This is a genomic window from Nesterenkonia aerolata, from assembly GCF_031470965.1.
Taxonomy (GTDB): Bacteria; Actinomycetota; Actinomycetes; order Actinomycetales; family Micrococcaceae; genus Nesterenkonia; species Nesterenkonia aerolata.
The window spans coordinates 146,626-173,368 of the sequence record NZ_JAVKGR010000001.1 but is presented as its reverse complement, the minus strand read 5'-3'; the positions used below and the strand labels follow the sequence as shown (position 1 = coordinate 173,368).

The 26,743-nt window shown below is 67.3% G+C and carries 22 protein-coding genes; 15 read left to right on the top strand and 7 right to left on the bottom strand.

Features of this window, described 5'->3' with window-relative positions:
* The first annotated feature begins 198 nt into the window (after positions 1–198).
* Positions 199–2,868, top strand: a complete 2,670-nt coding sequence (gene secA, locus RIL96_RS00810) for a preprotein translocase subunit SecA (RefSeq protein ID WP_310547096.1) — start codon at positions 199–201, stop codon at positions 2,866–2,868.
* A gap of 60 nt (positions 2,869–2,928) precedes the next feature.
* Here secA and RIL96_RS00805 read toward each other — a convergent pair whose 3' ends face one another.
* Positions 2,929–3,717, bottom strand: coding sequence for an Rv3235 family protein (locus tag RIL96_RS00805; RefSeq protein WP_310547095.1), 789 nt, complete (start codon positions 3,715–3,717; stop codon positions 2,929–2,931).
* A 108-nt stretch (positions 3,718–3,825) separates the two neighbouring features.
* Positions 3,826–4,743, bottom strand: coding sequence for a LysM peptidoglycan-binding domain-containing protein (locus tag RIL96_RS00800; RefSeq protein ID WP_310547094.1), 918 nt, complete (start codon positions 4,741–4,743; stop codon positions 3,826–3,828).
* A 184-nt stretch (positions 4,744–4,927) separates the two neighbouring features.
* Between RIL96_RS00800 and RIL96_RS00795 the strand changes: the two genes are divergently transcribed.
* The gene (locus RIL96_RS00795) at positions 4,928–5,491 is read left to right on the top strand and encodes a hypothetical protein (protein ID WP_310547093.1); all 564 of its coding nucleotides are present in this window, start codon (positions 4,928–4,930) and stop codon (positions 5,489–5,491) included.
* Positions 5,492–5,517: 26 nt separating this feature from the next.
* Here RIL96_RS00795 and RIL96_RS00790 read toward each other — a convergent pair whose 3' ends face one another.
* Positions 5,518–5,793, bottom strand: a complete 276-nt coding sequence (locus RIL96_RS00790; RefSeq protein ID WP_310547092.1) for a helix-turn-helix domain-containing protein — start codon at positions 5,791–5,793, stop codon at positions 5,518–5,520.
* A 387-nt stretch (positions 5,794–6,180) separates the two neighbouring features.
* Between RIL96_RS00790 and RIL96_RS00785 the strand changes: the two genes are divergently transcribed.
* From RIL96_RS00785 to RIL96_RS00770, 4 genes are all read left to right on the top strand, one after another.
* Entirely contained in the window at positions 6,181–6,930 is a 750-nt protein-coding gene (locus RIL96_RS00785; RefSeq protein WP_310547091.1) for a hypothetical protein, read from the top strand.
* Complete coding sequence (locus RIL96_RS00780) at positions 6,927–8,747, top strand: CpaE/TadZ family protein (protein ID WP_310547090.1); 1,821 nt, start codon at positions 6,927–6,929, stop codon at positions 8,745–8,747. The genes RIL96_RS00785 and RIL96_RS00780 overlap by 4 nt, the downstream gene beginning before the upstream one ends.
* Positions 8,748–8,886: 139 nt before the next feature.
* Positions 8,887–13,734: an NAD-glutamate dehydrogenase gene (locus RIL96_RS00775; protein WP_310547089.1), complete on the top strand. Its 4,848-nt coding sequence runs from the start codon at positions 8,887–8,889 to the stop codon at positions 13,732–13,734.
* Positions 13,735–13,841: 107 nt separating this feature from the next.
* Positions 13,842–15,464 (top strand): sensor histidine kinase, encoded by a 1,623-nt coding sequence (locus tag RIL96_RS00770; protein ID WP_310547088.1) that lies wholly within the window; start codon positions 13,842–13,844, stop codon positions 15,462–15,464.
* Positions 15,465–15,508: 44 nt separating this feature from the next.
* Here RIL96_RS00770 and RIL96_RS00765 read toward each other — a convergent pair whose 3' ends face one another.
* The gene (locus RIL96_RS00765; protein WP_310547087.1) at positions 15,509–15,757 is read right to left on the bottom strand and encodes a WhiB family transcriptional regulator; all 249 of its coding nucleotides are present in this window, start codon (positions 15,755–15,757) and stop codon (positions 15,509–15,511) included.
* A gap of 556 nt (positions 15,758–16,313) precedes the next feature.
* Here RIL96_RS00765 and RIL96_RS00760 point away from each other — a divergent pair.
* Positions 16,314–16,772, top strand: a complete 459-nt coding sequence (locus RIL96_RS00760; protein WP_310547086.1) for a hypothetical protein — start codon at positions 16,314–16,316, stop codon at positions 16,770–16,772.
* 100 nt (positions 16,773–16,872) lie between these two features.
* Here the strand turns inward: RIL96_RS00760 and RIL96_RS00755 are convergent, their stop codons facing one another.
* On the bottom strand, positions 16,873–17,307 hold the full coding sequence (locus RIL96_RS00755) for a DUF1844 domain-containing protein (protein ID WP_310547085.1): 435 nt from the start codon (positions 17,305–17,307) through the stop codon (positions 16,873–16,875).
* 178 nt (positions 17,308–17,485) lie between these two features.
* Between RIL96_RS00755 and infC the strand changes: the two genes are divergently transcribed.
* The 6 genes from infC to RIL96_RS00725 all read left to right on the top strand — a co-directional run bounded on the left by infC (position 17,486) and on the right by RIL96_RS00725 (position 21,727).
* Positions 17,486–18,208 carry a translation initiation factor IF-3 gene (gene infC / locus RIL96_RS00750; protein WP_374761828.1) on the top strand — a complete coding sequence of 241 codons (723 nt, stop codon included), beginning with the start codon at positions 17,486–17,488 and terminating at the stop codon, positions 18,206–18,208.
* Between the two features lie 369 nt (positions 18,209–18,577).
* Positions 18,578–18,772, top strand: coding sequence for a 50S ribosomal protein L35 (rpmI, locus tag RIL96_RS00745; protein ID WP_310547425.1), 195 nt, complete (start codon positions 18,578–18,580; stop codon positions 18,770–18,772).
* A gap of 91 nt (positions 18,773–18,863) precedes the next feature.
* On the top strand, positions 18,864–19,250 hold the full coding sequence (rplT, locus tag RIL96_RS00740; RefSeq protein ID WP_310547084.1) for a 50S ribosomal protein L20: 387 nt from the start codon (positions 18,864–18,866) through the stop codon (positions 19,248–19,250).
* Between the two features lie 37 nt (positions 19,251–19,287).
* Complete coding sequence (locus tag RIL96_RS00735; RefSeq protein ID WP_310547083.1) at positions 19,288–20,238, top strand: TrmH family RNA methyltransferase; 951 nt, start codon at positions 19,288–19,290, stop codon at positions 20,236–20,238.
* Complete coding sequence (locus RIL96_RS00730; protein ID WP_310547082.1) at positions 20,235–20,540, top strand: RNHCP domain-containing protein; 306 nt, start codon at positions 20,235–20,237, stop codon at positions 20,538–20,540. Before RIL96_RS00735 ends, RIL96_RS00730 begins: the two co-directional genes overlap by 4 nt.
* 122 nt (positions 20,541–20,662) lie before the next feature.
* Entirely contained in the window at positions 20,663–21,727 is a 1,065-nt protein-coding gene (locus RIL96_RS00725) for a 2,3-butanediol dehydrogenase (protein ID WP_310547081.1), read from the top strand.
* 115 nt (positions 21,728–21,842) lie between these two features.
* Here RIL96_RS00725 and thpD read toward each other — a convergent pair whose 3' ends face one another.
* Positions 21,843–22,769, bottom strand: coding sequence for an ectoine hydroxylase (thpD, locus tag RIL96_RS00720; protein ID WP_310547080.1), 927 nt, complete (start codon positions 22,767–22,769; stop codon positions 21,843–21,845).
* A gap of 228 nt (positions 22,770–22,997) precedes the next feature.
* On the opposite strand from thpD, the gene RIL96_RS00715 reads away from it, so the two are divergent.
* Positions 22,998–24,182, top strand: coding sequence for an amidohydrolase (locus tag RIL96_RS00715; RefSeq protein WP_310547079.1), 1,185 nt, complete (start codon positions 22,998–23,000; stop codon positions 24,180–24,182).
* An 81-nt stretch (positions 24,183–24,263) separates the two neighbouring features.
* A complete protein-coding gene (locus tag RIL96_RS00710) occupies positions 24,264–24,620 on the top strand; it encodes an acylphosphatase (RefSeq protein WP_310547078.1) in 357 nt (118 codons plus the stop codon).
* On the opposite strand, the gene RIL96_RS00705 is transcribed toward RIL96_RS00710, so the two are convergent.
* Positions 24,604–26,706 (bottom strand): S9 family peptidase, encoded by a 2,103-nt coding sequence (locus RIL96_RS00705; protein WP_310547077.1) that lies wholly within the window; start codon positions 26,704–26,706, stop codon positions 24,604–24,606. The genes RIL96_RS00710 and RIL96_RS00705 overlap by 17 nt on opposite strands.
* Between the last annotated feature and the right edge of the window lie 37 nt (positions 26,707–26,743).

The window sequence follows — 26,743 nt, the reverse complement described above, 5'->3', positions numbered from 1 at the left end:
CGCTGATCATCCGGGGAACGGGCCGGTCCGATGTGCGCCTGTGGTGCGCGCGGACCGGCCCGTTCCGCGTCGACGGTCCGATGTGCCGGGGCGTAGTATGGGCTGTTGGACCGGACCGCCCGGGTCGTTGTGTCATGCCCTCTTCACGGGCAGCGACGCCGCCCCGCGGTGTCCTGACGACCTGATGGAGAACCGACTGTGGCCAATCTGCTCGAACGCATCCTCAAGACCGGGGACAAGAAGATCCTGAAGTCCCTCCGCGGCTACGCGGACCAGGTCAATGTGCTCGAGGACGAGTTTCGTGCCCTCTCCGACACCGAGCTCAAAGAAGAGACCCAGCGCTTCAAGGACCGGATCGCCGAGGGCGAGTCGCTGAACGCGCTGATCCCCGAATCCTTCGCCGCAGTGCGTGAGGCCGCTGACCGGACCCTGGGGCTGCGCCACTTCGACGTCCAGATCATGGGCGGAGCGGCGCTGCACCTGGGCAATATCGCCGAGATGGGCACCGGTGAGGGCAAGACGCTGGTCGCCACCGCCCCGGCCTACCTCAACGCCCTGACCGGCAAGGGCGTCCACGTCGTCACCGTCAACGACTACCTGGCCTCCTACCAGGCCGAACTGATGGGGCGCGTCTACCGCTTCCTCGGCCTCGACGTCGGCACCATCACCAACGCGCTGCGCCCTGAGGCCCGGCGTGAGGCCTACGCGGCCGACATCACCTACGGCACCAACAACGAGTTCGGCTTCGACTTCCTCCGGGACAACATGGCCCAGAGTCTGGAGGACCTGGTTCAGCGCGAACACCACTTCGCGATCATCGACGAGATCGACTCGATCCTCATCGATGAGGCCCGCACCCCGCTGATCATCTCCGGAGCGGCCTCCGGGGACATCTCCCGCTGGTACGCCGACTTCGCGACGCTGGTCACCAAGCTGACCCGGGACGAGGATTACGAGGTCGATGAGAAGAAGCGCACCGTCGGGGTGCTGGAGTCCGGCATCGACAAGGTGGAGGACTATCTCGGCATCGAGAACCTCTACGAGACCGAGAACACCACGCTGATCCAGTACCTGAACAACGCGATCAAGGCCAAAGAGCTCTATAAGCGTGACTCCGACTATGTGGTCATCAAGGACGAGGTCCACATCGTCGATGAGCACACCGGGCGTATGCTCAAGGGCCGGCGCTATAACGAGGGGCTGCACCAGGCCATCGAGGCCAAAGAAGGCGTGCGGATCAAGGCGGAGAACCAGACCCGGGCCACGGTGACTCTGCAGAACTACTTCCGCGGCTACGAGAAGATCTCCGGGATGACCGGTACCGCTGAGACTGAGGCGGCGGAGTTCATGTCCACCTATAAGCTCGGCGTGGTCCCGATCCCTCCGAACCGCCCCCGGCAGCGGGAGGACCATAATGACCTGGTCTACCGCAATGAGGTCGTGAAGTTCGACGCCGTCGTCAAGGACATCACCGCCCGGCACAAGGAGGGTCAGCCGGTGCTCGTCGGCACCGAGTCTGTGGAGAAGTCGGAGTACCTCTCCCGTCAGCTGGCCAAGGCCGGTGTGCGCCATGAGGTGCTCAACGCGAAGAACCACGAGCATGAGGCAGCGATCGTCGCCCAGGCCGGCCGGAAAGGCTCGGTCACCGTGGCGACGAATATGGCCGGACGCGGCACTGACATCATGCTCGGCGGCAACGCGGAGTTCAACGCCGTCGCGGAGATGAAGAAGCTCGGCCTGGACCCGGAGGAAGATTCTGAAGCCTACGAGGAGAAGTGGGACGAGGTCTTCGCCGCGGCCAAGGAACGCACCCGGGAAGAGGGCGCTGATGTGCGCGACCTCGGCGGGCTCTACGTGCTGGGCACGGAGCGTCACCAGTCTCGCCGGATCGACAACCAGCTGCGCGGACGCTCCGGACGCCAGGGGGACCCCGGGGAGTCCCGGTTCTACATCTCCCTGACCGATGACCTGATGCGGCTGTTCAATCAGGCCGCGGCCACCCGGATCATGAACTCCAAGGCGATGGACGACGAGATCCCGGTCGAGCACCGCTTCGTCTCCTCGGCGATCGCTAACGCCCAGCAGCAGCGTGAGGGGCAGAACACCGAGACCCGGAAGAACGTGCTGAAGTACGACGACGTGATGAACCGCCAGCGTGAGGCGATCTATTCGGACCGTCGGCGCATCCTGGAGGGCGACGACGTCCACGAGAAGGTCCAGCACTTCATCGAGGATGCGATCACGCTCATGATCGAGGAGCACACCCGCGCGAACTCCTCGGAGGACTGGGATCTCGACGTCCTCTGGGAGGAGCTGGAGGGCCTCTACCCGATTACGCTGACCGTGGAGGACGTGGTGGCAGAGGCCGGAGGCATCGACCAGGTCAGTGCGGCGATGCTCAAGCGCGAGGTCATCTCTGATGCGCGGATCGCCTATGAGTCCAAGGAAGACGAGCTGGGCTCCGAGGCGATGCGCCAGCTGGAGCGGCGCGTGCTGCTCTCGGTGATCGATGAGAAATGGCAGGAGCATCTCTACGAGATGGACTACCTGAAGTCTGGTATCGGACTGCGTTCGATGGCGCAGCGCGACCCGCTGGTGGAGTACCAGCGGGAGGGTTACATGATGTTCCAGACGATGGCCGACGCCATTCGCGAGGACTCCGTGCGGTACCTCTTCAGTGCTCAGATCCGTCAGGTCGCGCCCACGGCGCAGGCGCCGACGCTGCCCGGCGTCACCGATGGCCGTGCCGCAGCGGCGGGTGCGCAGATCCAGGTGCCCGGGCTCAAGGATGGTGAGCGTAAGACCCGTCTGCAGTTCACCGCACCGGCGGAGAGCGGCGGGACGACCACTGACACCCGCGTGGGCTGATCCGGTCAGAAACTGCCTCGGTGTGGGTCCCGGGTGTGTCGGTGGGTGTGCCGGTGGGGCTCAGCCGAGTTCCATGGCGCAGACCTGCCACCGGCCGCGGTGGGCCTGAAGCCTTAACGCGCAGGCACGTGTGCGTGCGCCGTCGTCGAGGACTACGGAGACCTCCCAGGAGCCTGGGGCGATGTGCGCGGTCCTGAGTCGGCGCACGGCCTGGGCCGGTGGGGCCGGACGCGGCACTGCCGGCTGTGGTGATGTCTGCGGTAGTGATGCGGGATGGTGCGGCGGGGTCGTGTGGAGATGGCGCAGGAGTTCGGCGCGTTCGGCGACCTTCGCCCAGACCGACGGCTCCAACCAGCGCTGCAGCTGCCCTGCCGGGCGCTGCCCGGCCAGAGCCTCCAAGGTCGCCTGGCAGACGATTCGCGAGATGGCCATGATCTGCCGCTGCTCCTCCCGCTGTGAGGCCAGGGCCGTGGGCCGTCGACCATCGGCGCCGCTGCCGGGATCCGCCGTGGAGGCACCGGCACCGGGAGTCTGCGCCTGGGCCGGCTCTTCGGGCGGGAGCTCGGAGGCCGGGCAGCTGCGGCGCAGCAGGGCCGGGACCTCATCCTCGCGTCGCAGACCGAAGATGCTGGGTGAGCGCGGTGGCAATCCTCCCCATGCGGAGCGTTCCTCGACGGTAACTCGCGCATCCCACCGGATGAGCGGGGTCAGTGTGGCCAAGTCGGTGGTGATGTCGCTCGACTCAGCTCTGGACTCGGCTCTGGGCTCTGCACAGGACTCGTGTCGGTGGGACGGATGCGCCGGGGCGGTGGAGCCTCCGTCGGCGGCCTCCAGGGTCATGGCGGTCATCTCAAGGGGTTCCTCTCTGCTCTGCGATGGGGTTGTGCTGTTCTGCGATCGGCTCGTATCTGCCAGGTGTGTCGTCGGCTGATCGGATGCTGCCCTGTGGGCAGCCGCTCAGTGGTGGATGGCGGCCGGACGTTCTAGGACGGTGCCCGGCTGTAGCTGCGCCGGATCCTCCCCGATGAGGTCGTAGTTGGCCTCATGCCAGCGCGGCCATGCCTCGGCGATCTCCCAGTCTGTGGCTCCGGGCCCGAGCTCGGCCGCGGCGATCTCCCAGAGTGTGTCGCCAGGGCGTACCGTCACGGTCTCACCGGCGTCGGCATCGGCCCGCGTCGGAGCCTGGTGGTGGCGGTCTTCGGCGGGTTCCGGTGCCTGAGGGATGAACAGCGGTGCCACAGGGGTCTCCTGATCGTCGAGGGTCTGGGAGGAGGTGCCGGAGTCAGCGGAAGAGGAAGAGCCGGTACCGGTGGAGGAATCCGGAGCCGGTGACGCAGCCGGGGCATCCGGGGCATCCGGGGCATCGGGCTGGTCGAAGGTCTCGCTCACCGCAGGCGGTGCGGCGGAGCCGTCCTGTGCCGGGGCGGCGAAGGCCGCTGGTGCGCCGAGTCCGAGCAGGCTCAGCTGCGTTCCCAGCACGAGCGCGAGGCTGCGGCGCATGAACTGCGGGGCCAGACGCTCGAGCAGTCGGGGAGCCGAGGCTCCGCAACGATCCCAGACTGCCACCAGCACCGAGGCCGTGCCGGCCAGAGCTGCGAGGACGCTGAGCGCGGCACCTGAGATGGCGGCTAGGACGCCCAGCAGCGACTCCGCAGCGCGGCTGCCGCCGGATGAGGTGAGGGCAAGATCGTAGGCGGCGGTGGGAACGTCCCCCCACTGAGCCGGTGAGATGTCGAGCAGGTGGAGCCCGCTGAGGATCAGCACCGGCCCGCAGAGCACAGTGACCAAGCTCAGGACGGCGTCCTGACCTGGTCCGGTATGGCGGGGCGGCCTGGGGTGGCTCGTCACGCGGCTGGGTGATCGCCTCGTGGTCATCGTCGTTCGCTCCTCAGCTCAGCTGCCTGATGCCATCTGATCGTATCGTTTGATGGTGTTTGATGACATTTGACTTCCCTGCATAGTACACAACAGTCATGGTGATGGGTAGGCTGAGGCGCGGAAAGTCCGGTTCGGCCATGTGCCGTGGGCGATCTGGCAGGCAGAGAGGACAGTGGTACCTGTGCGATGGGACGCCCTATTCGCTGATCTCCAGGCACGCTGGGAGGCGGAGTCCGCGGCGGAATTGGACCGTGAGATCGCCGAGGCGGCCCGTTTGGAGCAGTCGACACTGCGGCTGGCCGACCGGCTGCGGGGACACCTCGACGTCCCGTTGAGCCTGCGGCTGCGCTCGGGTCAGACGCTGACGCTCACGCCCCAGCTGGTCGGTGAGGAATGGCTCGCCGGTACCGATGGGGGCAGCGGCCTCGTGGTGCCGTTGGAATCGATCACCGTCGTCGAGGGCTTGCGACGTCGCGCCGCCGCGGAGGCGAGCCGGGCACGGCGAGGGCTGGGGATCGGTGCGGTGCTACGCGCGATGGCGCGGGATCGCGCGGCAGTGACAGTGATGGCTCAGGACGGCGCACAGCTTGCTCACGGACTGCTGGCCGGTGTCGGGCGTGATCATCTCGAGGTCCTCGCCGCTCACGCGGGAGAGGTGCCCCGGCCTCGTGGGCAGGACGACGCCCGGGTGGTGCCGTTCTCCGCCATCGGCCTGGTCCGCGCTGATGTGGCGGCGCGCCTCTGAACCCTGAGGTGTCGGCCCTTAGCGTGTCAGCGCTCAAGGTCCTCTGCCGCCTGGCCTTCGCCCCCCGCACCGTCTGTTCCCGGAGCGGCGAGGGCGTGTGTCTGCGCCTCCCCGCGGGCCGCGGCCTGTTCGGCATAGCGTGCGGCGATGTACTCGTCGAGCTTGGCCTCTTCCACACGCCACTGCCCCCGACCGCCGACCTGGATCGCCTCCAGATCGCCGCTGCGCACGAGTCCGCGGGTTGCTGACATCGAGATGTTCAGGCTCTCGGCGACGTCGGCGAGAGTGAGGAAACGGCGCATCGTGAGGCTTCTCCTTCAGTCGATCTCAGTGTGCTGGTGTCCTGTTCCAGGTCTTCCGGCTCGGTCCCAGCCTCGGTCCAGCTTCGAGGGCAGGTGCGTTGTGATCCGGGCGGAGCCTGGAGATGTCGTTGAGGTGATTCAGGAACCCTCAGCGTCCTTTGATCATCTCATAGCACCGGAAGTGTCAGCTGATACCTCCACAACCCTGTGGAGGAGGTTTCGCATCGGTGGTGGCATCTCCGCTACCCTGGCGCGTCGGAAAGTCATGACGCGGTCTCGGGCCCGCGGCGTGAGAGATGACGACGAGTCGCGAGCAGACGAGTTCCAAGTAGACGAGTTCCAAGCAGATGAGTCGTGAGTATAGGACGAGACGAAAGGTCACAGCACATGGCGGCGCACCGGGGTACCGGGCACTCCCACAGGGCGGAGAGCGCAGGAGACGGCGGAGCAGCGACGGCGAGGGCAGGTGCAGCCCCGGAATCGACACAGGAGCAGGAGCCTGCCCTGGCCGGGAGGCTGCATCGGCCGGGATGGCGTGATCCACGGCTGCTGGTCGGGATCATGATCGTGCTGGTCTCAGTGGCGGCAGTGGTGGCGCTTGTGGCCGCCCAGGACCGCACTGTCGCTGTCTACGCCGCCGGTGAGGACCTCGACGTCGGCGCGGCAGTCGATGCCGATGACCTGCGGGTGGAGCAGGTCCACCTGGCCAATGCCGCCGAACACTATGTCACCGTCGAAGATGGTCTCGACGATGACCTGCAGGTCCTCGCCGCTGTCGATGCCGGTGAGCTGCTGCCGCAGCGCGCCGTGGGGGAGGCGGACCCGCAGGGCCGTCAGGCGGTGATCCTGGAGGTCGACCACACGCTCTCCAGCGCTGTGGCCTCCGGCCGCTCGGTCGATGTGTGGGCGACCTACCAGTCGGCCTCACAGTCGGAGGGCCAGGCCCGTGCAGATCAGGTGGTCACCGCGGCCACAGTGGCCTCGGTCTCCGAGGACAGCTCCGCATTCGGGTCCCAGCAGCGCACCAGCGTGGAGGTGCTCATCGACCCTGAGGACATGGCTGCCGTGCTGGAGGCGCGCGGTGAGGCGCAGATCGCTGTGGTGCCGGTTGGTGCAGATCCGGAGGGCCAGCTGTGAGGCGTTGCGCTGTCGTCACGGCCGGGTACATCGCACAGGACCACATCGCCTCAGTGGAAGGGCGGCAGGGTGCTGTCACCGTGGAGCGGCGATGCGCCGACGTCGCCGAGGTCATCGCGGTGATCCGGGCCGGCTGGGTGGATGCGGCGCTGCTCATCGGCTCGACGGAGGAACTGACCGGTTCTCTGCTCCAAGAGTTCGACGATGCCGGAGTGACCCTGGTGGTGATCTCCGATGTCGCCGGTGAGCGCCGGCGGCTGCGTCAGCTCGGCATCTGTGCGCTGCCGGATGAGACGGAGACCGACACGCTGCTGGCGGCTCTGCGTGGTGAGCCGATACTCGTCGCTGACGAGGAACTCGATGAGGAGGCCTCGACGGAGCCGTGGGCGCAGGCGCTCACCGGGGTGCCGGGTGATGCAGATGCGGCGATGGCCGCAGAAGAACCCGGTGAGGCGCGTGGTCAGAACGCCGAGGAGACGTCCGAGGAGGCAGCAGACGAGGCAACAGACGAGGCCGCAGACGAGGCACGAGATAAGACCGCTGAGTACCCCGCGACTGGTGAGCATGACACAGCTGATGAGAACGGTGCAGTTGGCGAGAACGGTGTAGCTGGTGAGCCTGGCGCCGTTGCTGGGCTTCCTTTCGCTCGTCGTCTGGACCAGCCGCTGCCCCACAGTCGGGGACACACCCTCTCCGAGGGCGGAGCGGATGCCGCATCTGATGCTGACTCGCCGACCTGGGCCGAGACTGTGCCCGATACCGCACCCGATGCCGTGCCCGATACTGTCCCCGCGGACTGGGCCACCAGCAGCGCCGGCTCGGCCGGGGCTTGGGCGCCCAGCTCCGGGCCGGAGCAGTGGGGGCAGACGGTCGGCAGCATCGAGGGGCCAGCCGAGGAATCACTGCAGCACTCCGCCGATCACCAAGCCGATCACCACGCCGCACAGCACTCCGCTGGGCTGCGCGGGGTGGTGACCGTCTGGGGCGCCCCGGGCAGCCCTGGGCGGACCACCGTGGCGGTCAACCTGGCCGCTGAGCTGGCACTCGCCGGGCAGCGTGTCCTGCTCATCGACGCCGATACGGTGGCTTCCTCGGTGGCAGCCCACCTGGGTCTGCTCGAAGAGTCCGCGGGGATCGCCCAGGCCTGCCGCCAGGCCGAGCTGGGGCGGTTGAGCCCGCAGCGGCTGCGCCGCTGTGTCGCCGCCGTCGACGTCGGCGGTGCGCGGGTGCATCTGCTCACCGGGATCCCGCGCGCCGAACGCTGGCGTGAGCTGCGCGAACACGGGCTGCGCGAGGTGCTGCGGCTCGCGCGCGAGGGGTACGACGCGGTCATCGTCGATATCGCCGCACCGTTGGAGCAGGACGAAGAGCTCCTCTACGACACCCAGGCTCCGCAGCGCTACGCGGCCGGGTTGACGGCACTGCGCGCCGCGGACCGCACTCTGGCCGTGGGGGCGGCGGATCCGGTGAGCTTCACGCGGCTGGTGCGTGCTGTGGAGGACTACAGCCTGAGCGTGCCGGAGGCACCCCGGCCGGAGGTCCTGGTGAACCAACTGCGCCGTGAGGTGGTGGGCCGTTCCCCGGAACAGCATGTGCAGCAGGCCTGGGAGCGCTTCGGTGCCGATCAGCCGATCGCCTATCTGCTGCCCTGGGACCGCGAGGGCTGTGATCGGGCACTGCGTCAGGGCCGTGCGCTGGTCGAAGCGGCTCCCGGTTCTGCGCTGCGCGCCGGAATCGCCGAGCTCGCCGGCGCTGAGATGCCGCGGCGGCGTGGGCTCGCCGCCCGGCTGAAGGAGGCTCTTCCCTCGATGAGGTGACTGACCTTGCCGGGCCGGGCGGGCCTCGTCGTCTCCACCGGTAGGAAGCCGCACCCCAAAGCGATATGGTGAGGGCATCGAGGGGTGGACAGTGTGGTCTGCCTGAGCCGACGGGCGTGCACCCGAGAAGAGGATGGACATGTCATCAGAGCTGACCCTCTGGACTCGTGACGACTCGGATCTGGGGGAGGTGGTTCAGGCCTACTTCTCCCACATCGCGGCAGAGGATCTCAGCACTGTCGATGAGCAGGAGCGTGTGGAGCGGGTCGAGGCCCATCTGCACCTCGCTGCGGAGCGCACCGGTGATGCGCCCGCCGTCCGTGTGGCGCAGATCGCCGGACGCAGTATCGCCATGGTCGTCACCGAAGATACTCCTTACCTGGTGGATTCGGTGACCGGTGAGATCTCCCGGCAGGGCCATGCCATGTCCCTGGTGGTCCACCCGATCCTGCTGGTCGGCCGCGGCCCCGAGGGTGACGGTCGACTGCTCTCGGTGCGTCGCGCGGCCTCCGATCAGCGCGGTCTGGCTTCCGGGGATACCCAGACGATGCCGGAACTGGCGCAGCTGCTCGAAGACGAGCGCCGGACGGTGGTCGAGTCATGGATCGCTGTGGAGCTCGATCACCGCGCGGATGCGGATCAGGCCGAGGAGCTCGTCGAGGGTCTGCATGTCGTACTCGCCGATGTGGCCGTCAGCCACCGGGACCAGGACCGGATGCGTCAGCGCGCCCGGGGCACCGCCGGGAACTTGCGGGAGACCGAAGGGCTCGTCGAAGGTCCGGAGGCCGCGGACCTGTTGGAATGGATGTCCGATGAGCACTTCCTGTTCCTGGGGTTTCGGGAGTACCAGTTCGATGTGCCGGGTGACTCCTCCAGCGCGCTGAGCCCGGTCGCCGCCAGCGGGTTGGGGATCCTGGCCCCCGGCCGGGACGATCACCTCACCCGCTTACATGACCTGCCCGGTGATCGCCTCGCCACCCACTCCACCGGTGATGACCGCCGTCCGATGGTCATCACCAAGGCTGATGCCCGCTCCACGGTGCGGCGTCGGACCTATCTGGACTACGTGGCGGTGAAGACCTACGCCTCCGACGGCTCGGTCCGGGGCGAGCGCCGCTTCGTCGGGCTCTTCAACGAACAGGCCTACACCCAGTCGATCACCACGATCCCGCTGCTGCGCTCCCGGGCTCAGGAGCTGCTGCACCGTTCCGGCTTCACCTCGGATTCGCATTCCGGCTCGGATCTGATGCAGATCTTGGAGACCTACCCGCGTGACGAGCTGCTGCAGATGGGCACCGGGGAGATCGAGGAAGCGGCCTGGCAGGTGCTGCAGCTGCAGGAGCGTCGCCGTATCCGCCTGCTGCTGCGCCGCGACCCCTACGGGCGGTTCATGACGGCTCTGCTCTATATGCCCAGGGACCGCTACAACACCGCCGTGCGCCGTCGGGTCGAGGACACCCTGATGCGCCACATCGAGGCCGAGTCCATCGAGTTCACCGTCCGGCTGACCGAATCCGTGCTGGCCCGGGTGTTCTTCCGCATGCGCCTGGCCGAGGAGGCGGGCGAGCCCGAGCTGACCCACGAACAGCTTGAGCACCGCTTGGCCGATGCTATCCGGTCCTGGCCGGATGCGGTCGTCGGGCAGATCGATGCACGCTATGAGGGGGCTCGGGCTGCGGAGATGGCCGCCCGCTGGCAGGAGGCGTTCCCCGCGGACTACCGGGTGATCTATGAGCTCGATGAGGCGCTGGAGGACATCGCCGAGTTCGAATCCCTGCTCGGCGCCCCGCAGGAGGGGCCGCGCATGCGGTTCTGCACGCCCGGGTCCGATGACACCGCCGATATGCGGCTCAAGCTCTATCTCACCGAGCCGAAGACGCTGACCGACACGCTGCCGGTGCTGGACTCCTTCGGGCTCGCCATCTTGGATGAGCGCTCCTACGCGCTGAACCTGGGCGGATCACAGGAGACGCTGCACCTCTATGACCTGGGGCTGCGCTATCCCGAGGGCGTTGATGCCCGCGCCACGATCCCGCTGCTCGAAGAGGCCTACGGCGCCGTGCTCGCCGGCCGTGCGGACTCCGACATCTTCTCCTCCCTGGTGCTGCACCTGGGACTGAACAGCCGCAAAGTCACCGTGCTGCGGGCCTATGCCGGATATATGCGTCAGCTCGGGATCACCCACTCCTCGGACTTCATCGCCGACGCGCTACGGCAGAACGCCCCGGTGGCCTCAGCGCTGGTGGAGTATTTCGAGGCGCGCTTCGATCCGCGGCCGGAGGGTGAACAGATCGACGAGGCGCAGCGCGAAGAGCTCATGGCGCAGGCGCGGGCGGCAGTGGAGACGGCGATGGCCTCGGTGCGGACCCTGGACGCTGATCGTGTCCTGAGCCTGTACCTGACGCTGATCGATGCCACGCAGCGGACCAACGCCTACCACCGCAGGCCCTGGTTGTCTCTGAAGCTGACCCCCTCGGCGATCGAGGCGGCGCCCCTGCCCCGGCCTGCCCACGAGATCTATGTCTACTCGCCGCAGGTCGAAGGTGTGCATCTGCGTTTCGCCAAAGTGGCCCGCGGTGGGCTGCGCTGGTCGGACCGTCCTGAGGACTTCCGCACGGAGATCCTCGGACTGGTCAAAGCGCAGATGGTGAAGAACTCCGTCATCGTGCCCTCCGGAGCCAAAGGAGGCTTCTACGCCAAACAGCTGCCGGACCCGGCAGTGGACCGTGAGGCCTGGTTCGAGGCCGGACGTGAGGCGTATAAGGTCTTCATCCGAGCCCTTCTGGACATCACCGACAACCAGGTGGAGCGTGACGGGCAGATCGTGGTGACACCTCCGGAGGACGTCATCCGGCACGACGGCGACGACGCCTACCTCGTGGTGGCTGCGGATAAGGGCACGGCCACGTTCTCCGACACCGCCAATGAGCTGTCCGTGGAATACGGACACTGGCTGGGTGATGCCTTCGCCTCCGGCGGATCCGTCGGCTATGACCATAAGGCGATGGGCATCACGGCCCGCGGCGCCTGGGAGTCTGTGAAGTCTCACTTCAGCGAGCTGGGGGTGGACTGTCAGGCTGAGGAGTTCACCGCCGTCGCCGTCGGGGATATGGCTGGTGACGTCTTCGGCAATGGGATGCTGCGTTCTGAGCACACGTTGCTGGTGGGGGCGTTCAACCACCTGCACATCTTCATCGATCCGCACCCGGATCCGGCTGTGGCCTACCGGGAGCGCCAGCGGCTGTTCGCCGCAGAACGCTCAGGGTGGGACGCCTATGATCCGGAGCTGATCTCCGCAGGCGGCGGGGTGTTCTCCCGGGCGGATAAGACGATCGAGATCACCGAGCAGATGCGTGAGCGGTTCGATCTCGAGGCCTCGGTGACCTCGTTGACCCCTCCGGAGCTGATCAACGCCATGCTGCGGGCCCCGCTGGACCTGTTCTACAACGGCGGGATCGGCACCTATGTGAAGGCCTCGGGGGAGACCCACGAGTCCGTGGGTGATCGTGCCAATAACGCCGTGCGTGTGGACGGCCGTGACATGCGTTTCCGGGTGGTCGGTGAGGGCGGCAACCTCGGGATGACCCAGGCTGGGCGCATCGAGGCCGCCCAGGCGGGGGTGTTGCTGAACACTGACGCCATCGACAACTCGGCCGGCGTCGACTGCTCCGACCACGAGGTCAACATCAAGATCCTGGTGGATCAGCTCATCTCCTCCGGTCATTTCGAGGCCTCGGAGCGGACTGAGCTGCTGAAGGACATGACCGACGACGTCGCCGAGCTTGTCCTGCAGAACAACCGGGACCAGAACGTGCTGCTGCTGACCGACCGGCATCGGATGGGGGACTGGTCACCGTCCTTCCAGCGGCTGATGGCCTGGCTGGAGGAGACCGCCGGACTGGACCGTGCACTGGAGGTGCTGCCCAGCGATGCCGAGCTCGAGGCCCGCCGGGAGGCCGAGCAGCCGCTGACCGCCCCGGAGCTGGCGGTGCTGATCGCGTATGCGAAGATCCAGCTGAAGCACCAGCTGGTCACCTCCGCACTGCCCGATGACCCGTGGTTCCACCGGAGCCTGGCGGCGTATTTCCCGGATCAGCTCGCTGAGCCGTACGCCCAGGAGCTCTCTCGGCATCCGCTGCAGCGGGAGATCATTGCCAATGCCGCGGCCAACGATGTGATCAACATGGGCGGGGCGACCTTCGTCTTCCGGGCGATGGAGGAGACCTTCGCCTCGGAGGATCAGGTGGTCCGCGCGTTCCTGGTGGTCCGTGAGGTCTTCGGTCTGAGCCGTTTCGATGAGCTGATGCGTCAGCTTCCGGTGAGCTTCCCGCGTCAGAAATGGGCGCTGGTGTACCTGGATATGCGGCGTCTGCTGGATCGGGCGGTGCGCTGGGTGCTCAACCACGGGACCTCGGCGGAGAGCATCGCGGAGGATGTGGAGACCCTCTCGCAGCATGTCCGCCCGCTCTACCGCACGTTGAGCGACCGGCTGGTCGGTGCGGATCAGGAGCGGATTCGTCGCGCGCATGACAAGGCGCTGGACGACGGGCTGCCGGAGGACCTCGCGGGGTGGGTCTCGGAGATGTTCGAGGCGTTCACGCTGCTTGACATCGCCGATCTGGCCCGGCAGCTCGAGGTGGATTCCGAAGAGGTCGCCGAGGTCTACTACACGGTCTACCGGGAGTTCAGCGCTGATGCGATGCTGGAGCGGATCACGTCGTTGCCGCGGAAGGACAAATGGCAGGCGTTGGCCCGCGGTGCGCTGCGTGATGAGCTCTACCATGCACTGCGTGAGATCACCGAGTCCGTGCTCACCAGCACCCAGGCCGGTGATGTCCAGGCACGGATGACCAGCTGGCGTGAGGCCAATGCGGATAAGATCGCCCGGGCTGAGCGGTTGGCGGCCGAGCTCGATGAGCTCAGCACGGACAACATCGCCTCGCTGACTGTGCTGATGCGGCATCTGCGCGGGCTCATCGGTGTCTGAGCCTGTGCTGCGTGGACCGGCGGTAGGGATGGATCTGCGTGAGGGTTTTCGGTGAGGATCTGTGCTGAGGGGCGATGACGCTGAGGAGAGGGACCTGATGAGGACCGATGGCGCTGCATGAGGAGCCGCTGATCGACCACCCGCACCTGCGCGCGGGGGACCTGGACTGGCTGCGCGCCCTGGTGGGGGATTGGCAGATGCTTGCGGATCTGACGTTCTCCGATCTGGTGCTGTGGTTTCCGCACACTGCGGAGGGGTTCGTCTCCCAGGAGGGCCGTTCGTTCCTCGCCTTGGCTCAGGCGAGGCCGTCCACCACCCAGACGGTGGTCCACCGCGACGTCGTCGGTGATCGGATCCGCGCGGATCTGAAGCCGATGGTGGAGCGGGCTTGGCGGTATCAGGTGGAGACGAACTCCTCTGATGAGGGGCGGCCCGCCCCGGCCAGGCTGCGTGTCCAGGCGGTGCCGTTGGTGCGTGGGGAACGGACGCTGGGCGTGATGACCCTGCATTATTCGACGATCGCGCTGCGCGCTCCGTCACGGTTGGAGCTGGTCTACCAGCAGTGTGCGAAGGATCTGCTGACGATGGCCTCGTCGGGCCGTTGGCCGGATCTGGGCCAGGAGTTCGCCGGCTACGGCGGGGCGCCGCGCGTCGGTGATGGTCTGCTCCGCCTGGATGTGGAGGGCACAGTGGTCTTCGCCAGTCCGAATGCCACCTCTGCGCTGTCTCGGCTGGGCGTCTCGGAGGCGTTGGAAGGCCGTTCTCTGGCCGGAATCGGGGCGGAGCTTCGTCGGGCCGTCGGGGGGATGGTCGATGAGTCGGAACCGCTGATGCTCACCGGGCGCAAGGCGATGCGTGCTGAGCTCGAGGCCCACGGGTCCACGGTGACGCTGCGTTCCGTGCCGCTCTACCGGGCGGGGGAGCGGTTCGGCGCGATTGTGCTGTGCCGTGATGTCACGGACCTGCGCCGCCGGGATAAGCAGCTGATGAGCAAGGATGCCACGATCAAGGAGATCCACCACCGGGTGAAGAACAATCTCCAGACGGTCTCGGCTCTGCTGCGGATGCAGTCCCGCCGGATGGACTCCGAGGAGGGGCGCAGCGGTCTGCAGCGGGCGATGCGGCGTGTGGAGACCATCGCGATCGTCCACGATTCGCTCTCGAAGGGGTTGGAGGACAGCGTCGACGTCGACGAGCTGATGCGCCGGCAGCTGCGTCTGGCCGCGGAGATGGCGGAGTCCGGGAGGCAGGCCCATACAGTGGTGGAGGGCAGCTTCGGGCAGCTGCCGCCGGATATGGTCACTCCGTTGGCATTGGTGATCACGGAGGTGGTGGCCAATGCGGTGGAGCATGGGTTCGCCGAGGACCCCGAGCACCGGGAGCTACAGGTGCAGATGCGTGTGCGGCGGCGTACTGATGCCGCTGGCCGGCAGGGCCTGGAGCTGGAGATCGTCGATGACGGGGTCGGGATTCCCGAGGGGAGCTGGTCGCCGGGCTTGGGCCTGCAGATTGTGCAGACCTTGGTGCGCGGGGAGCTCTCCGGCACGATCGAGTGGACGCCGAGAGTCCCCGCGGCCGATGAGGCGGTAACGGCCACTGAGGTAGGAGTGACTCATGAGGTGGGGGTGGCCGATGAGGCGGGGCAGACTGCTGAGCCCGGCCGCCAGACAGCGGAGAGGATCGGTACGCGCGTGGTGCTGCGCGCTCCGATCCTCTCCGGACTGAGCTGATGGTGTGGCTGACTCAGTCGAGCTGATTCAGCCGGGGTACGGCCTCAGGAGGCGCGGCGTGCGCGGGCGGCGCGGCGCTTGAGCGCACGGCGCTCGTCCTCGCTCATGCCGCCCCAGACGCCGGCGTCCTGGCCGGTCTCCAGCGCCCACTGCAGGCAGGTGTCCATCACGGGGCACCGACGGCAGACGGTCTTGGCCTCTTCGATCTGAAGCAGGGCAGGACCAGTGTTGCCGACGGGGAAGAACAGCTCGGGGTCCTTGTCCAGGCATGCTGCGCGGCTGCGCCAATCCATGGTGATCACTACTCCTTGTGCTCTCTCAGCACGGGTGTTGGTCGGGGCCGCAGGTGCTCGGACACATGACAGAGCGGACTCGATCAGGGGTGTGTGGAGCGCCATGCGGTGCATCACGCGATGTTCGTCCCTCATCGGCACCGGACGCCGCCCTCTCCGGGGCAGAGGCGGGGTCCTCAAGGGTGCGAAGAGGAGACGAGCCACGTGACTGCTCTTGCTGCTCGTATAAGCGTGACACGTTAACAAAGGGGTAACAAGGGGTGTTCGTCACACGACGCGCGGACCCCCTGTGGTATTTATCACGTCGCGCGATCGTCCTGGCTGTTCGTTCGGCTTCAGATTCAGCCACTGACACGGTTACTCGCTCGGTCACTCACTCAGCCACTCATCCGGTCATTGTCTTGCCGGTCCTGGTCTCGCCGGTCCTTGTCTCGCCGGTCACCGCCTCGACTGCCGACCCCGGCCTGGGCCCGGCTGACGCGCTCACGGCGGGGGCCTGTGGAGGTGGGGAAACAGCGGGGCCATCCGGTGGCATCAGGAGTGGTTGAATGGGCCCATGGCATCCGGTTCCGGTGACGATCTGACCCCTGATTTCAACGCCCCCCAGCCGCCGAGGCGCTTCTCTCAGGCACGGCCGCGCCCGATCGCCGTCTGGCTTCTCTTCCTGATCCTTTTCATCCAGGGGGTCGCAGTGCTGGTCAGCACCGTCAGCGCTGCACTGGTCAGCGAGGCCGAGGTCCTCGACACCGTCGGCAGGGTCATGCTGGTGCTGCTGTACCTGGGGATCGGAGTGCTGCTGATCATCCTGGGATTCCGGCTGTTCCTCGGCCACTCCGGTGCCCGTACGCCCACGGTGCTCGCGCAGTTCATGATTGTGGTGCTCTCGTTCAGCTTCTTCTCCGGTGGTGCCCTCCAGGTGGGGCTGCTGTTCCTGCTGCCTGCCGCTGTGGCGCTGGTGCTGGCCTTCATCCGCCCGACCCAGCAGTGGCTGGATCAGGCGGACGGCAGCACATAGGACGTCACTAGTAGGGAGAGCACGGCGAGGACGTCGAGGATAGAGCCTCGCCGAGAAGCCCATAGAGAAGGGGTTATGAGAAGGCCTCATGGGCGAGAGCTCAGTTGACCGGGCCGGTCCACTTCTCGCCGGGGCCTTTGCCGGGGGCATCGGGTACGGAAGATGCTTCGCGGAAGGCCAGCTGCAGCGAGCGCAGGCCGTCGCGCAGGGGAGCGGCGTGGGTGCCGCCGACCTCCGGTGCCCCGGCGGTGACCAGTCCGGCGAGTGCGGTGATGAGCTTGCGGGCCTCGTCGAGATCCTGCATCTCGGCGGCCTGCGGGTCATCGGCCAGCCCGGTTTTCACTGCGGCGGCACTCATCAGGTGCACTGCCACGGTGTTGATCAGTTCCACGGCAGGCACCTCGGCGATGTCGCGGGCCTGCTGATCCACGGCCTGCTGCAGGGAGTCATCGGCGGGCGCATCGGTGTGCGGTGCGGTGTGCGGTGCGGGGGTCTGCGGCGTCGGCTCGGGGCCGCTGTTCTGCTCACTGTGCATGCTGGTAAGCTTGTCACAGTCTCTGTCCAGCATGTGCAGTCAATGCAGTGATATGTGCAGTAAGTCGCCGCGAGTCGGCGTGCCTCGGGCCGGTCATTCACCGGTCCTCCGCACGGCATGATCTCGGTGCCGCGCAGCACGCCGCACATGGGTAGCACGTCGGGGCAGCAGGCGCAGTATTTCTTCACATTCACTCAGCACAGGAGTCAGCAAGATCAGCGAACCACGCATCAATGAACGGATCCGAGTCCCAGAGGTCCGACTGGTCGGCCCGCAGGGCGAACAGGTCGGCATCGTGCGAGTCGAAGACGCCATGCGACTCGCCGCGGAGGCGGATCTGGACCTCGTGGAGGTGGCCCCCCGGGCGAAGCCTCCGGTCTGCAAGCTGATGGACTTCGGCAAGTGGAAGTATGAGGCGGCGGTCAAGGCCCGCGAGTCGCGGAAGAACCAGACCACCACGACGCTGAAGGAAGTCCGCTTCCGTCTGAAGATCGACGACCACGACTACGAGACCAAAGTCGGTCACGCCCGTCGTTTCCTCTCCGCAGGTGACAAGGTCAAGGCCATGATCCAGTTCCGCGGCCGTGAGCAGCAGCGCCCGGAGATGGGCGTGCGCCTGCTCCAGCGCTTCGCCGCCGACGTCGAGGATCTCGGCTCAGTGGAGTCAGCTCCCCGGCAGGACGGCCGCCATATGGTGATGGTCGTCGGTCCGTTGAAGACCAAGGCGGAGGCTAAGAAGGAAGAGGCCGCGCAGGCCCCCGCGGAGAAGGACGAGCAGAAGTCTCAGGGCTCGCGTCGGCAGCGGCGCACTCAGGAGCAGAAGCCGGAGGTCTCCACGGAGAAGAAGCCGCTGTCGAACTCGATGGCCGACTACCTTCCGGACGAGCTCAAGAACCTCTGAGCACCCCACCACTGTCCCCAACTCCCTATCCTGCGCCGGATCGCGTAGGATAGGCAGTCGGGTTCGAGGCGGATCCGAGGTGACATCCTGGTGATGGCACCACTCGGTGACGCTCCTCGATGACGCCGACCGGCGAGACTCTCGTCGGTCTCGGAAAGCATCGGGACATCGCCGAGCGAGGATCCGCTTCGCCTATGACAAGGGGGCCGCAGCCCTTCTCCCGTCTCACAGCGCATGACGCTGTGCGAGGAGGAGCGGGTTGAGGAGCCCCACCTCTGCACCGCCGCACGGGGTGTGCTGACCGATCAACGGTCGAGCTCCCGGGCACAGGTGCTGCAGGTCCGCACGAAAGATAGGGAGAACGGCACTATGCCGAAGATGAAGACCCACAGCGGGGCCAAGAAGCGTTTCAAGCTGACCGGCTCCGGCAAGATCAAGCGCCAGCAGGCCAACCGCCGGCACTACCTGGAGCACAAGTCTTCCCGCCTGACGCGCCGTCTGGCCGGTGACCGCATCGTCACCAAGGCCGACGAGAGCCGCATCAAGCGCATGCTGGGCATCTGATCACCCTTCGGGGGACCGATGCGCCGGGGCCGAACAGTTCGGCATCCGGCATCACAGTCAGAGAAGACAACAAGACTCGAGGAGATCGCACATGGCACGTGTGAAGAGGGCGCTCAACGCCCAGAAGAAGCGCCGGGTGGTCCTGTCCCGCGCCTCCGGCTACCGCGGGCAGCGTTCGCGCCTGTACCGCAAGGCCAAGGAGCAGCTGCTCCACTCGTACACCTACAACTACCAGCACCGCCGTAAGCGCAAGGGCGACTTCCGTCGCCTGTGGATCCAGCGCATCAACGCCGCCGCACGCGCTCACGGTATGACCTACAACCGCTTCATCCAGGGCCTGAAGGCCGCTGAGATCGAGGTGGACCGTCGCATGCTCGCTGAGCTGGCCGTCTCCGACGCCGAGGCCTTCAAGGCCCTGGTGGACCAGGCCCGCGCTGCTCTGCCGCAGGACGTCAACGCACCGAAGTCTGCGGCCTGAGCCGCTGCCAGGCTGACGGCCACGGACGGACCGTAGGATGACCGTCGAGGAACGCCCCGCCGAGAGACTGACCAACCCCCGGGCTGACCGGGTGAGGAAGGTCGCCTCCTTGGCGGGGCGTTCTGCGCGTCAGCGTACGGGACTGTTCCTGGCCGAGGGGCCGCAGGCGGTGCGCGAGGCGTTGATCGCGTGGCTGGCCCGCCATGAGGTGGCCCCCGAGGCATCGGGACTCGGTCCCGATGTCGAGGCTCATCGTGATCTGCCCCTGCCGGATGCGGTGTACTTCGCGCCCGGTGTGATGGCTCGTCACGGTGATCTCGCCGCGCTGATCGAACGTATCCACGCGGTGCTCTTCGACCCCTCCCGGGAGCTTCCCCGCAGCGACCGGCTCTTCCTGCGGGAGGCCTCAGAGGAGGTCATCGCCGCGATGTGCGATGCCGTCTCCCCGCAGGGGATCGTCGCGGTCTGCCGCATCCCGTCTGCATCACCTGGCCCGGAGCTGTCCGGGTGTCATCTGACTGCGGCCCTGTGTCGGCTGCAGGATCCGGGCAACGTCGGCACGGTGATCCGCACGGCCGACGCCGCCGGTGCTGATGCGGTGCTGCTGAGTCAGGGCACCGTCGATGTCTGGAGTCCGAAGGTCGTGCGTGCCGCGGCGGGCTCCCATTTCCACCTGCCGCTGGTTCCTGCTGCGGCGCTGGCCGATGAGCTGTCTGCACTGCGCGCTGCCGGTACGCAGATCCTCGCGGCCGCCGGCGAAGGAGCGGTCCCGTTGGCCGGCGGAGACCTTCCGCTGCACCGGCCGACGCTGTGGATGTTCGGCAATGAGGGAGCCGGTTTGGACGCCCAAGAGCGTGCGCTGGCCGACCACGCCGTCGCGGTGCCGCTGTATGGGCGGGCAGAATCGTTGAACGTGGCCACCGCCGCCGCCGTCTGCCTCTACGCCTCGGCCATGGCGCAGCGCCAGATGCCGGGTGCGGACCGATGAGCCGTGCGGTGGAGAACACCGGGTTCACCTGCCTGCACTGCGGAGCGCAGATCCCGGCTCAGGCGGGGGGAAGCTACCGCAACCACTGCCCTCGATGCCTGCACTCGCGGCATGTTGACATCACCCCGGGGGATCGAGCTGCCGACTGCGGTGCCGTGATGGCGCCGGTCGCCGTCGACCATTCGGGCAAGAAGGGCTTCATCCTGGTGCATCGGTGCACCGCCTGCGGGGCGCAGGATCGCAACCGGTTGGCCCCCGATGATGACATCGACGCTGTCATCGCACTCCAGCGCCCGGTTTGACCGGCGCGGGGCGTCAGCCGTGCAGAATGTGACCGATCCCTCGGCGCTCAGCTCTGTCCGCCGTCCCTGCTGCTGACTAGGCTGAAAGTGGCCCTGACACCGACGTCACCAGGAGGCTCGCCATGCGCGCTGCTCGCTATTACGACCGTCACGACATCCGGATCGAGGAGATCGAGGAGCCGCAGCTGAAACCGGGGCACGTCGCCATCGACGTCGCGTGGTGCGGTATCTGCGGCACTGACCTTCACGAATACCTGGAAGGTCCGATCTTCGTCCCGCCGCACGGCCACCCCCACCCGATCTCCGGGGAGGACGCTCCGGTCACGATGGGCCATGAGTTCTCCGGCACCGTGACCGAGGTCGGTGAGGGGGTCGAGGGTCTCGCGCCGGGGCAGAAAGTCGTCGTCGAGCCCTACATCATCTCTGACGAGGTCGACATCGAGAACACTCAGGAATACCACCTCACCGAGAACATGAACTTCATCGGGCTGGGCGGTCGCGGCGGCGGACTCAGCGAGAAGATCGTCGTCGAATCGCGCTGGGTCCACCCGGTGCCGGACAGCTTGGAGCTGGACCAGGCCGCGCTCATCGAGCCGCTGGCAGTGGGTCACCATGCGTTCGTCCGTTCCCGGGCGAAGGCCGGGGATGTGGCGATCGTCGGAGGTGCCGGCCCGATCGGCCTGCTCACTGCGGCCGTGCTGCGCGCCGAGGGGCTCACCGTCTACATCTCGGAGATCTCCGAGGCACGTAAGGCCAAGGCCCGGGAGACCGGGGTCGCCGATGAGGTCTTTGACCCGCGGGAGGTCGACGTCGCCGAGGAGGTGCGTCGTCGCACGGACGGCCGAGGCGCCGACGTCGGCTTCGAGTGCTCCTCGGTCGAAGTGGTGCTCGATATGCTCATTGACGCTCTGCGCCCCGCCGGAGTCCTGGTCAACGTCTCGATCTGGGGGCACAAGCCCGCCGTCGACATGCCGACCCTGGTGCTGAAGGAGATCGAGCTGGTGGGCACCATCGGCTACGCCCACGACCACCGGCGGGTGATCGAGCTGGTGGAGCAGGGCAAGGTCGACCTTGCCCCGTTCATCACCGGCAGGATCGGACTCGATGAGCTCGTCTCGAAGGGCTTCGACGAGCTGATCAACAACAACGAGTCCCACGTGAAGATCCTCGTCGACCCGCGCGCCTGATCCGATCCTGCGCCGTGGGCGTCGGGTGCGGTGAGCGGTCACCGCGCATCGGTCCCTGTGAGGTCCCGATGTCCGACGCCCACGGGGGCGGCGCCCGAGCCGTGGACCCTGGGGATCAGCCGGCGGGGGTGAAGTCCGTGCTGCCGGCGAACTCCGGGCGCGGCTTCGGTGCCGCGTAGGGCTTCCCGGTCGTGTTCTCCACGGAGTTGTAGACGATGAACACGTTGGAGCGGGAGTAGGGTGTCACGTTGCCGTTGGAGGCGTGCATGCAGTTCGAGTCGAACATGATCGCCCCGCCGGCCGGGCCCTCGAGCACGTCGATGCCGTACTCATCGGCGAAGTCGCTCAGGGTCTGCTTGTCGGGAGTGCCGGCTCCCTGCATGACCAGCGACTTCCGATAGTTGTCCTCCGGTGTGCCTCCGGCACAGCTGATGTACCGCCTGTGCGAGCCGGGCATGATCATCAGCGGCCCGTTGAAGGAGTGGTTGTCGGTCAGCGAGATCGAGATGCTGACCGCCCGAGGCGCCGGCATCCCGTCCTCGGCGTGCCAGGTCTCGAAGTCCGAATGCCACCAGAAGTCCTTGCCCACGAACCCCGGCTTGTAGTTGATCCGCGACTGGTGGACGTAGACCTTCGATCCCAGCAGCTGCTCGGCCCGGCGCACGATGCGCGGGTCGTTGGCGATCCTCCTGAAGATCGCGTTGCTGCGGTGGATGTCGAAGATCGAACGGACCTCCTCGGTCTGTGCCTCGACGACGGTCGCTTCGTCGGCCTTGACCTGCGGATCCTCGGAGAGCCGACGGAGCTCGTTCCGGAACGTCTCCAGCTCCTCGGCGGTGAGGAGCTGGTCGATGGTCAGGTATCCGGTGTCCTCGTAGTGCCGCATCGTCTCGGCGTCCAACGGGCCGTCCTCGGGGCTTCCGTGGACGACCGGATCCTGCCTGTCCATCACCTGTGTGGTGTCGCCGTGCCGGGTCGGGTAGCGGTCCTGGGTGCGGTCCGCCTTCTCGTCTGCGGAGACCTGCTGAACGGTCGTGGTCATCGTTGACCTCCTCAGTGGGTCGATCGCTTCTCTGGAGATGTCCTCACGACGCCCCGGAGGCTCTCGCCTGAGAGAGCGCCGTCGTGGGCGACCGTACCAGAGTTGAGGTCTCAACCCCAGGTCAGCAGGACGCTGCAGTGCAGTTCCCGTCCGCCGGCGGACCGTCCGTCCCGGCCCGACGATGACGCGGAACACAGGACCGCGACAGTTCGGTATAGCCTGGAGAACATGGTTGCTCCGAGAAACTGTGTCATCACCGGTGCCCACATCGTGCCCGTCGTCGGCGAGCCCTTCGACGGAGATCTGATGATCACCGAGGGGAGGATCGCCGCGCTCGGACCCGAACTGGAGGTCCCCCAGGGCCATGAGGTCATCGATGCCCGGGGCAGGTGGCTGCTGCCCGGTCTCGTCGACGCCCACGTCCACCTGGGCGTGCATGAGGAGGGTGACGGCTGGGCCGGCGATGATACGAACGAGACCACGGACCCGGTCACCGCGGCGGTGCGTGCCGTGGACGCGATCAACCCGGCAGACTCCGGATTCGACGATGCGCTCGCCGGCGGCGTCACCAGCGTCAACGTGAACCCGGGTTCGGCCAATCCGATCGGCGGACTCACTGCGGCGATCAAGACGCACGGACGCATGGTCGACGAGATGGTCATGCGCGCGCCCTCCGGTCTGAAGGCCGCCCTGGGCGAGAACCCGAAGCGCGTCCACGGTGGCCAGAAGCGCACGCCCAACACCCGGCTCGGGGTGGCCCTGACCATCCGTCAGGCCTTCGCCGCCGCACAGAAGTGGAAGTCCAAGCCGGAGGCGGACCGCGACGCCGACCTCGTCTCCGAGGCGCTGGCGCAGGTCCTGGACCGTGAGATCCCGTGGCGCCAGCACTGCCACCGCGCCGATGACATCGCCACCGCCATGCGCCTGGCCGAGGAGTTCGGCTACGACCTGGTCCTCGACCACGGCACCGAGGCCCATAAGCTCGCCGACGTCGTCGCCGAGCGGGGGATCCCGGTGCTCTGTGGGCCGCTCATCGTCTCGCGGGTGAAGGTGGAGGTCCGCGACCGTACGGCCGCCGCCCCCGGGATCCTCGCCGCGGCGGGGGCCAAGGTCTCCCTGATCACCGACCACCCGGTCGTCCCGATCGACTTCCTCATCCACCAGGCCGCGCTCTCGGTGCGTGAGGGGATGGAGCCGGAGGAGGCGCTGCGGGCGATCACCATCAACCCGGCCGAGGTGCTGGGGCTGGCCGACCGCATCGGCTCCCTCGAGGTCGGCAAGGACGCCGACGTCGTCCTGTGGTCCGGGGACCCGTTGGACACCAGGAACCGGGTGCTGCGCACGTTTATCCGGGGGCGCGAAGCCTACACCTATGACGAGCAGTCCCGGCGCGGGCTCGTCGCCGAGCGCTGAGCCGCGCCCCGAGCTGCGCCGGCACGGAGGGAGGCCCCGTTCCTCTGGTCAGGCGTATCGAGCTCTGGTGAACTGGAGCCTATGAGTGACTCGCCGCCGGAGACCAGTGCAGACCAGCCGTCCCGAGACGCCCGCCTGCTGCGCATCAGCGGCCGGGTCCAGGGAGTGACCTATCGCGCCTCTGCCGCGCGTCAGGCTCAGAGGATCGGCGTGGACGGCTGGGTGCGCAACACCCCCGACGGCGACGTCGAAGCCCTGGTCTCCGGTGAGGCGACGGCGGTGGAGGAGTTCATCTCCTGGTGCTGGTCAGGCCCGAGGCCCGCGCGGGTGGATGCGGTGGCGGAACAGATACCGAGCAGCCAGCAGCTCGCTGAACTCGATGTCGTGCGAGACCCCGGGGAGAACTCCGCGGCCCCGAAGTTCAGCGTCCGCCGCTGAGCCCGAGTTCTGCAGGCATCCGGGGTGTCTCACCGAGCACATGCTCAGCGAGGAACGCCAAGATCACCTCATACCAGAGCGCGGTGTGCTGCGGGCTGAGGATCCAGTGGTTCTCGTGCGGAAAGTACAGATACCGGTGCGGGGTGCGCCCGTCGGCGTCCACAGCCAGCCCTGAACGGTGGAGCAGGTCGTTCCACAGCCGGTTCCCCTCGTTGATGGGTACCCGGTAGTCCTTGTCTCCGTGGATGACCAGCATCGGAGTGACGATCTGCTCGACGAACCGGTGCGGGGAGTGCTCCAGCGCGGCCTCGTCGGTGAACTGCCGACGCCAGAGGAAGGGCGAGTCCGTGGTGCCGGAGAAGTTGTCCAGCGCCCACAGTGAGGCGTGGGTGACGATGGCGTCGAAGCGGTCGGTGTGTCCGGCCACCCAGTTGGCCATATAGCCGCCGAAGGAGCCGCCCATCGCCGCAGTCCGGGAGGCGTCGATGTCGTCACGGGCCTCGGCGGCGTCGGTGATCGACATCAGATCCGTATAGGGATGTCCGCCCCAGGAACCCCACCCACGCTGAATGAACTCCTGGCCGTAGCCGGTGGAGAGCGCGGGGTCCGGCAGCAGCACCGCGTAGCCGCGAGCCACCATCAGCCACGGGTTCCACCGCCAGGACCACGCATTCCAGGAGTTCAGCGGTCCGCCGTGGATCCACAGCAGCAGCGGGGCCGGCTCGGTCTCGGCGTTCTCCGGCAGCGCGAGCCAAGCGCGCAGGCGGGTGTCATCGTCGGCCAGGGTCTCGATCTCGGTGAGCCTGCCGGGCAGTGCGGGCCGTTCAACGGGGTTCTGCAGCCGGGTCACCTCACCGGTGTACCGGTCCACCCGCACGACTTCGTTCGGGTAGGCGTAGCTGCTGCGCACGGCGAATATGGCCTCACCGTTGGGGGCTGCATGAGCACTCGAATAGGTGGCCTCGTCATCGGTGAGCTGATGCGCTTCGCCGGTCTCTGCGTCGATGAGGAACAGCGGGCCACGGCCATTCTGATCCGCCTGAGCCAGGACATAGGCTCCGTCCGGCGTCCAGTCCAGCGGCGTGAACCACAGGTCTGCGGAGCCACCGATCGGGTGCAGCGTCCCGGAGGTGAGGTCGAGGACTTCGAGGACTGGCCTTCCGGCGGTCTCGCTGGTGCCGCGCAGCCCACGGACGACGGCGGCCCGCCGCCCATCACCGCTGATCGGTCCCAGTGACCATCGGCTCTCGACGTCGTCGTCGATGAGGGTGACTGCCCCGGAGCTGACCTCTACGGAAGCCAGTGCCCGCCGCTCGTCGCCGCAGGCCTCGCGGATGATCACCGTGATCAGCGCAGTGCTGCCTTCAGGATTCAGCACCGCCTCACCGCTGAACTCGACCTCGGAGTCCTGGGTCAGCGGGCGCAAGGTCGCCGCCTGGGGTGCAGCGCCGGGGGACGTGTCCGGGTCCAGGGCGAAGAGCTGTGGCCGGGCGGGGCCGAGGTCGTGGTCCCAGAACCGTAAGGAGGTGGTGTCATGCAGGACGCCGGTGACGTGACGGGCCGTACGGTCGCGGTGCAGTCTCGCGTGCTCGGCGGCAGTCTGCGCCGCCGGAAGCATGGCCGCTGTGGCCAGGACTCTCGAGGTCCCGGTGGAGGTGACGGCGGCAGAGATCCCGCCTGGCCAGCGGCCCATACGCTGCGCCTCACCGCTGAGAGCCGGCAGGCACCAGAGCGAGACGTCGCCGGTGCCTTCGGTGGTCTGACCGGTGCCCTCGGACGGCGCTGCCTCAGTCGCCTCAGTCGGATCGCCCGGACGCTTCGAGAGGAACCAGAGCGTACCGTCACCGGAGAAGGCGGGGCTGGTTTCACTCTCGGTGCCGCGGGTCAGCTGCCGGGCCGGGCGCTCGCCGTGTGGGTCGATCTCCCACAGATGAGTGGTGTATGCCGTGCCGTCGGCCTGGGGCACGGCGACTTCGGTGACGAGCCGGGCGCCGTCGGGGCTGATCGTGAGTCCGGAGAGGCGCGGGAAGGCGATGTAGTCCGATAACTCGGTCAGCGGGGAGGCGCCGGAGGTGCTTTCAGTCATGGACCTTGTCTATCACCTGTCCCGGTTCTGCGGTGCT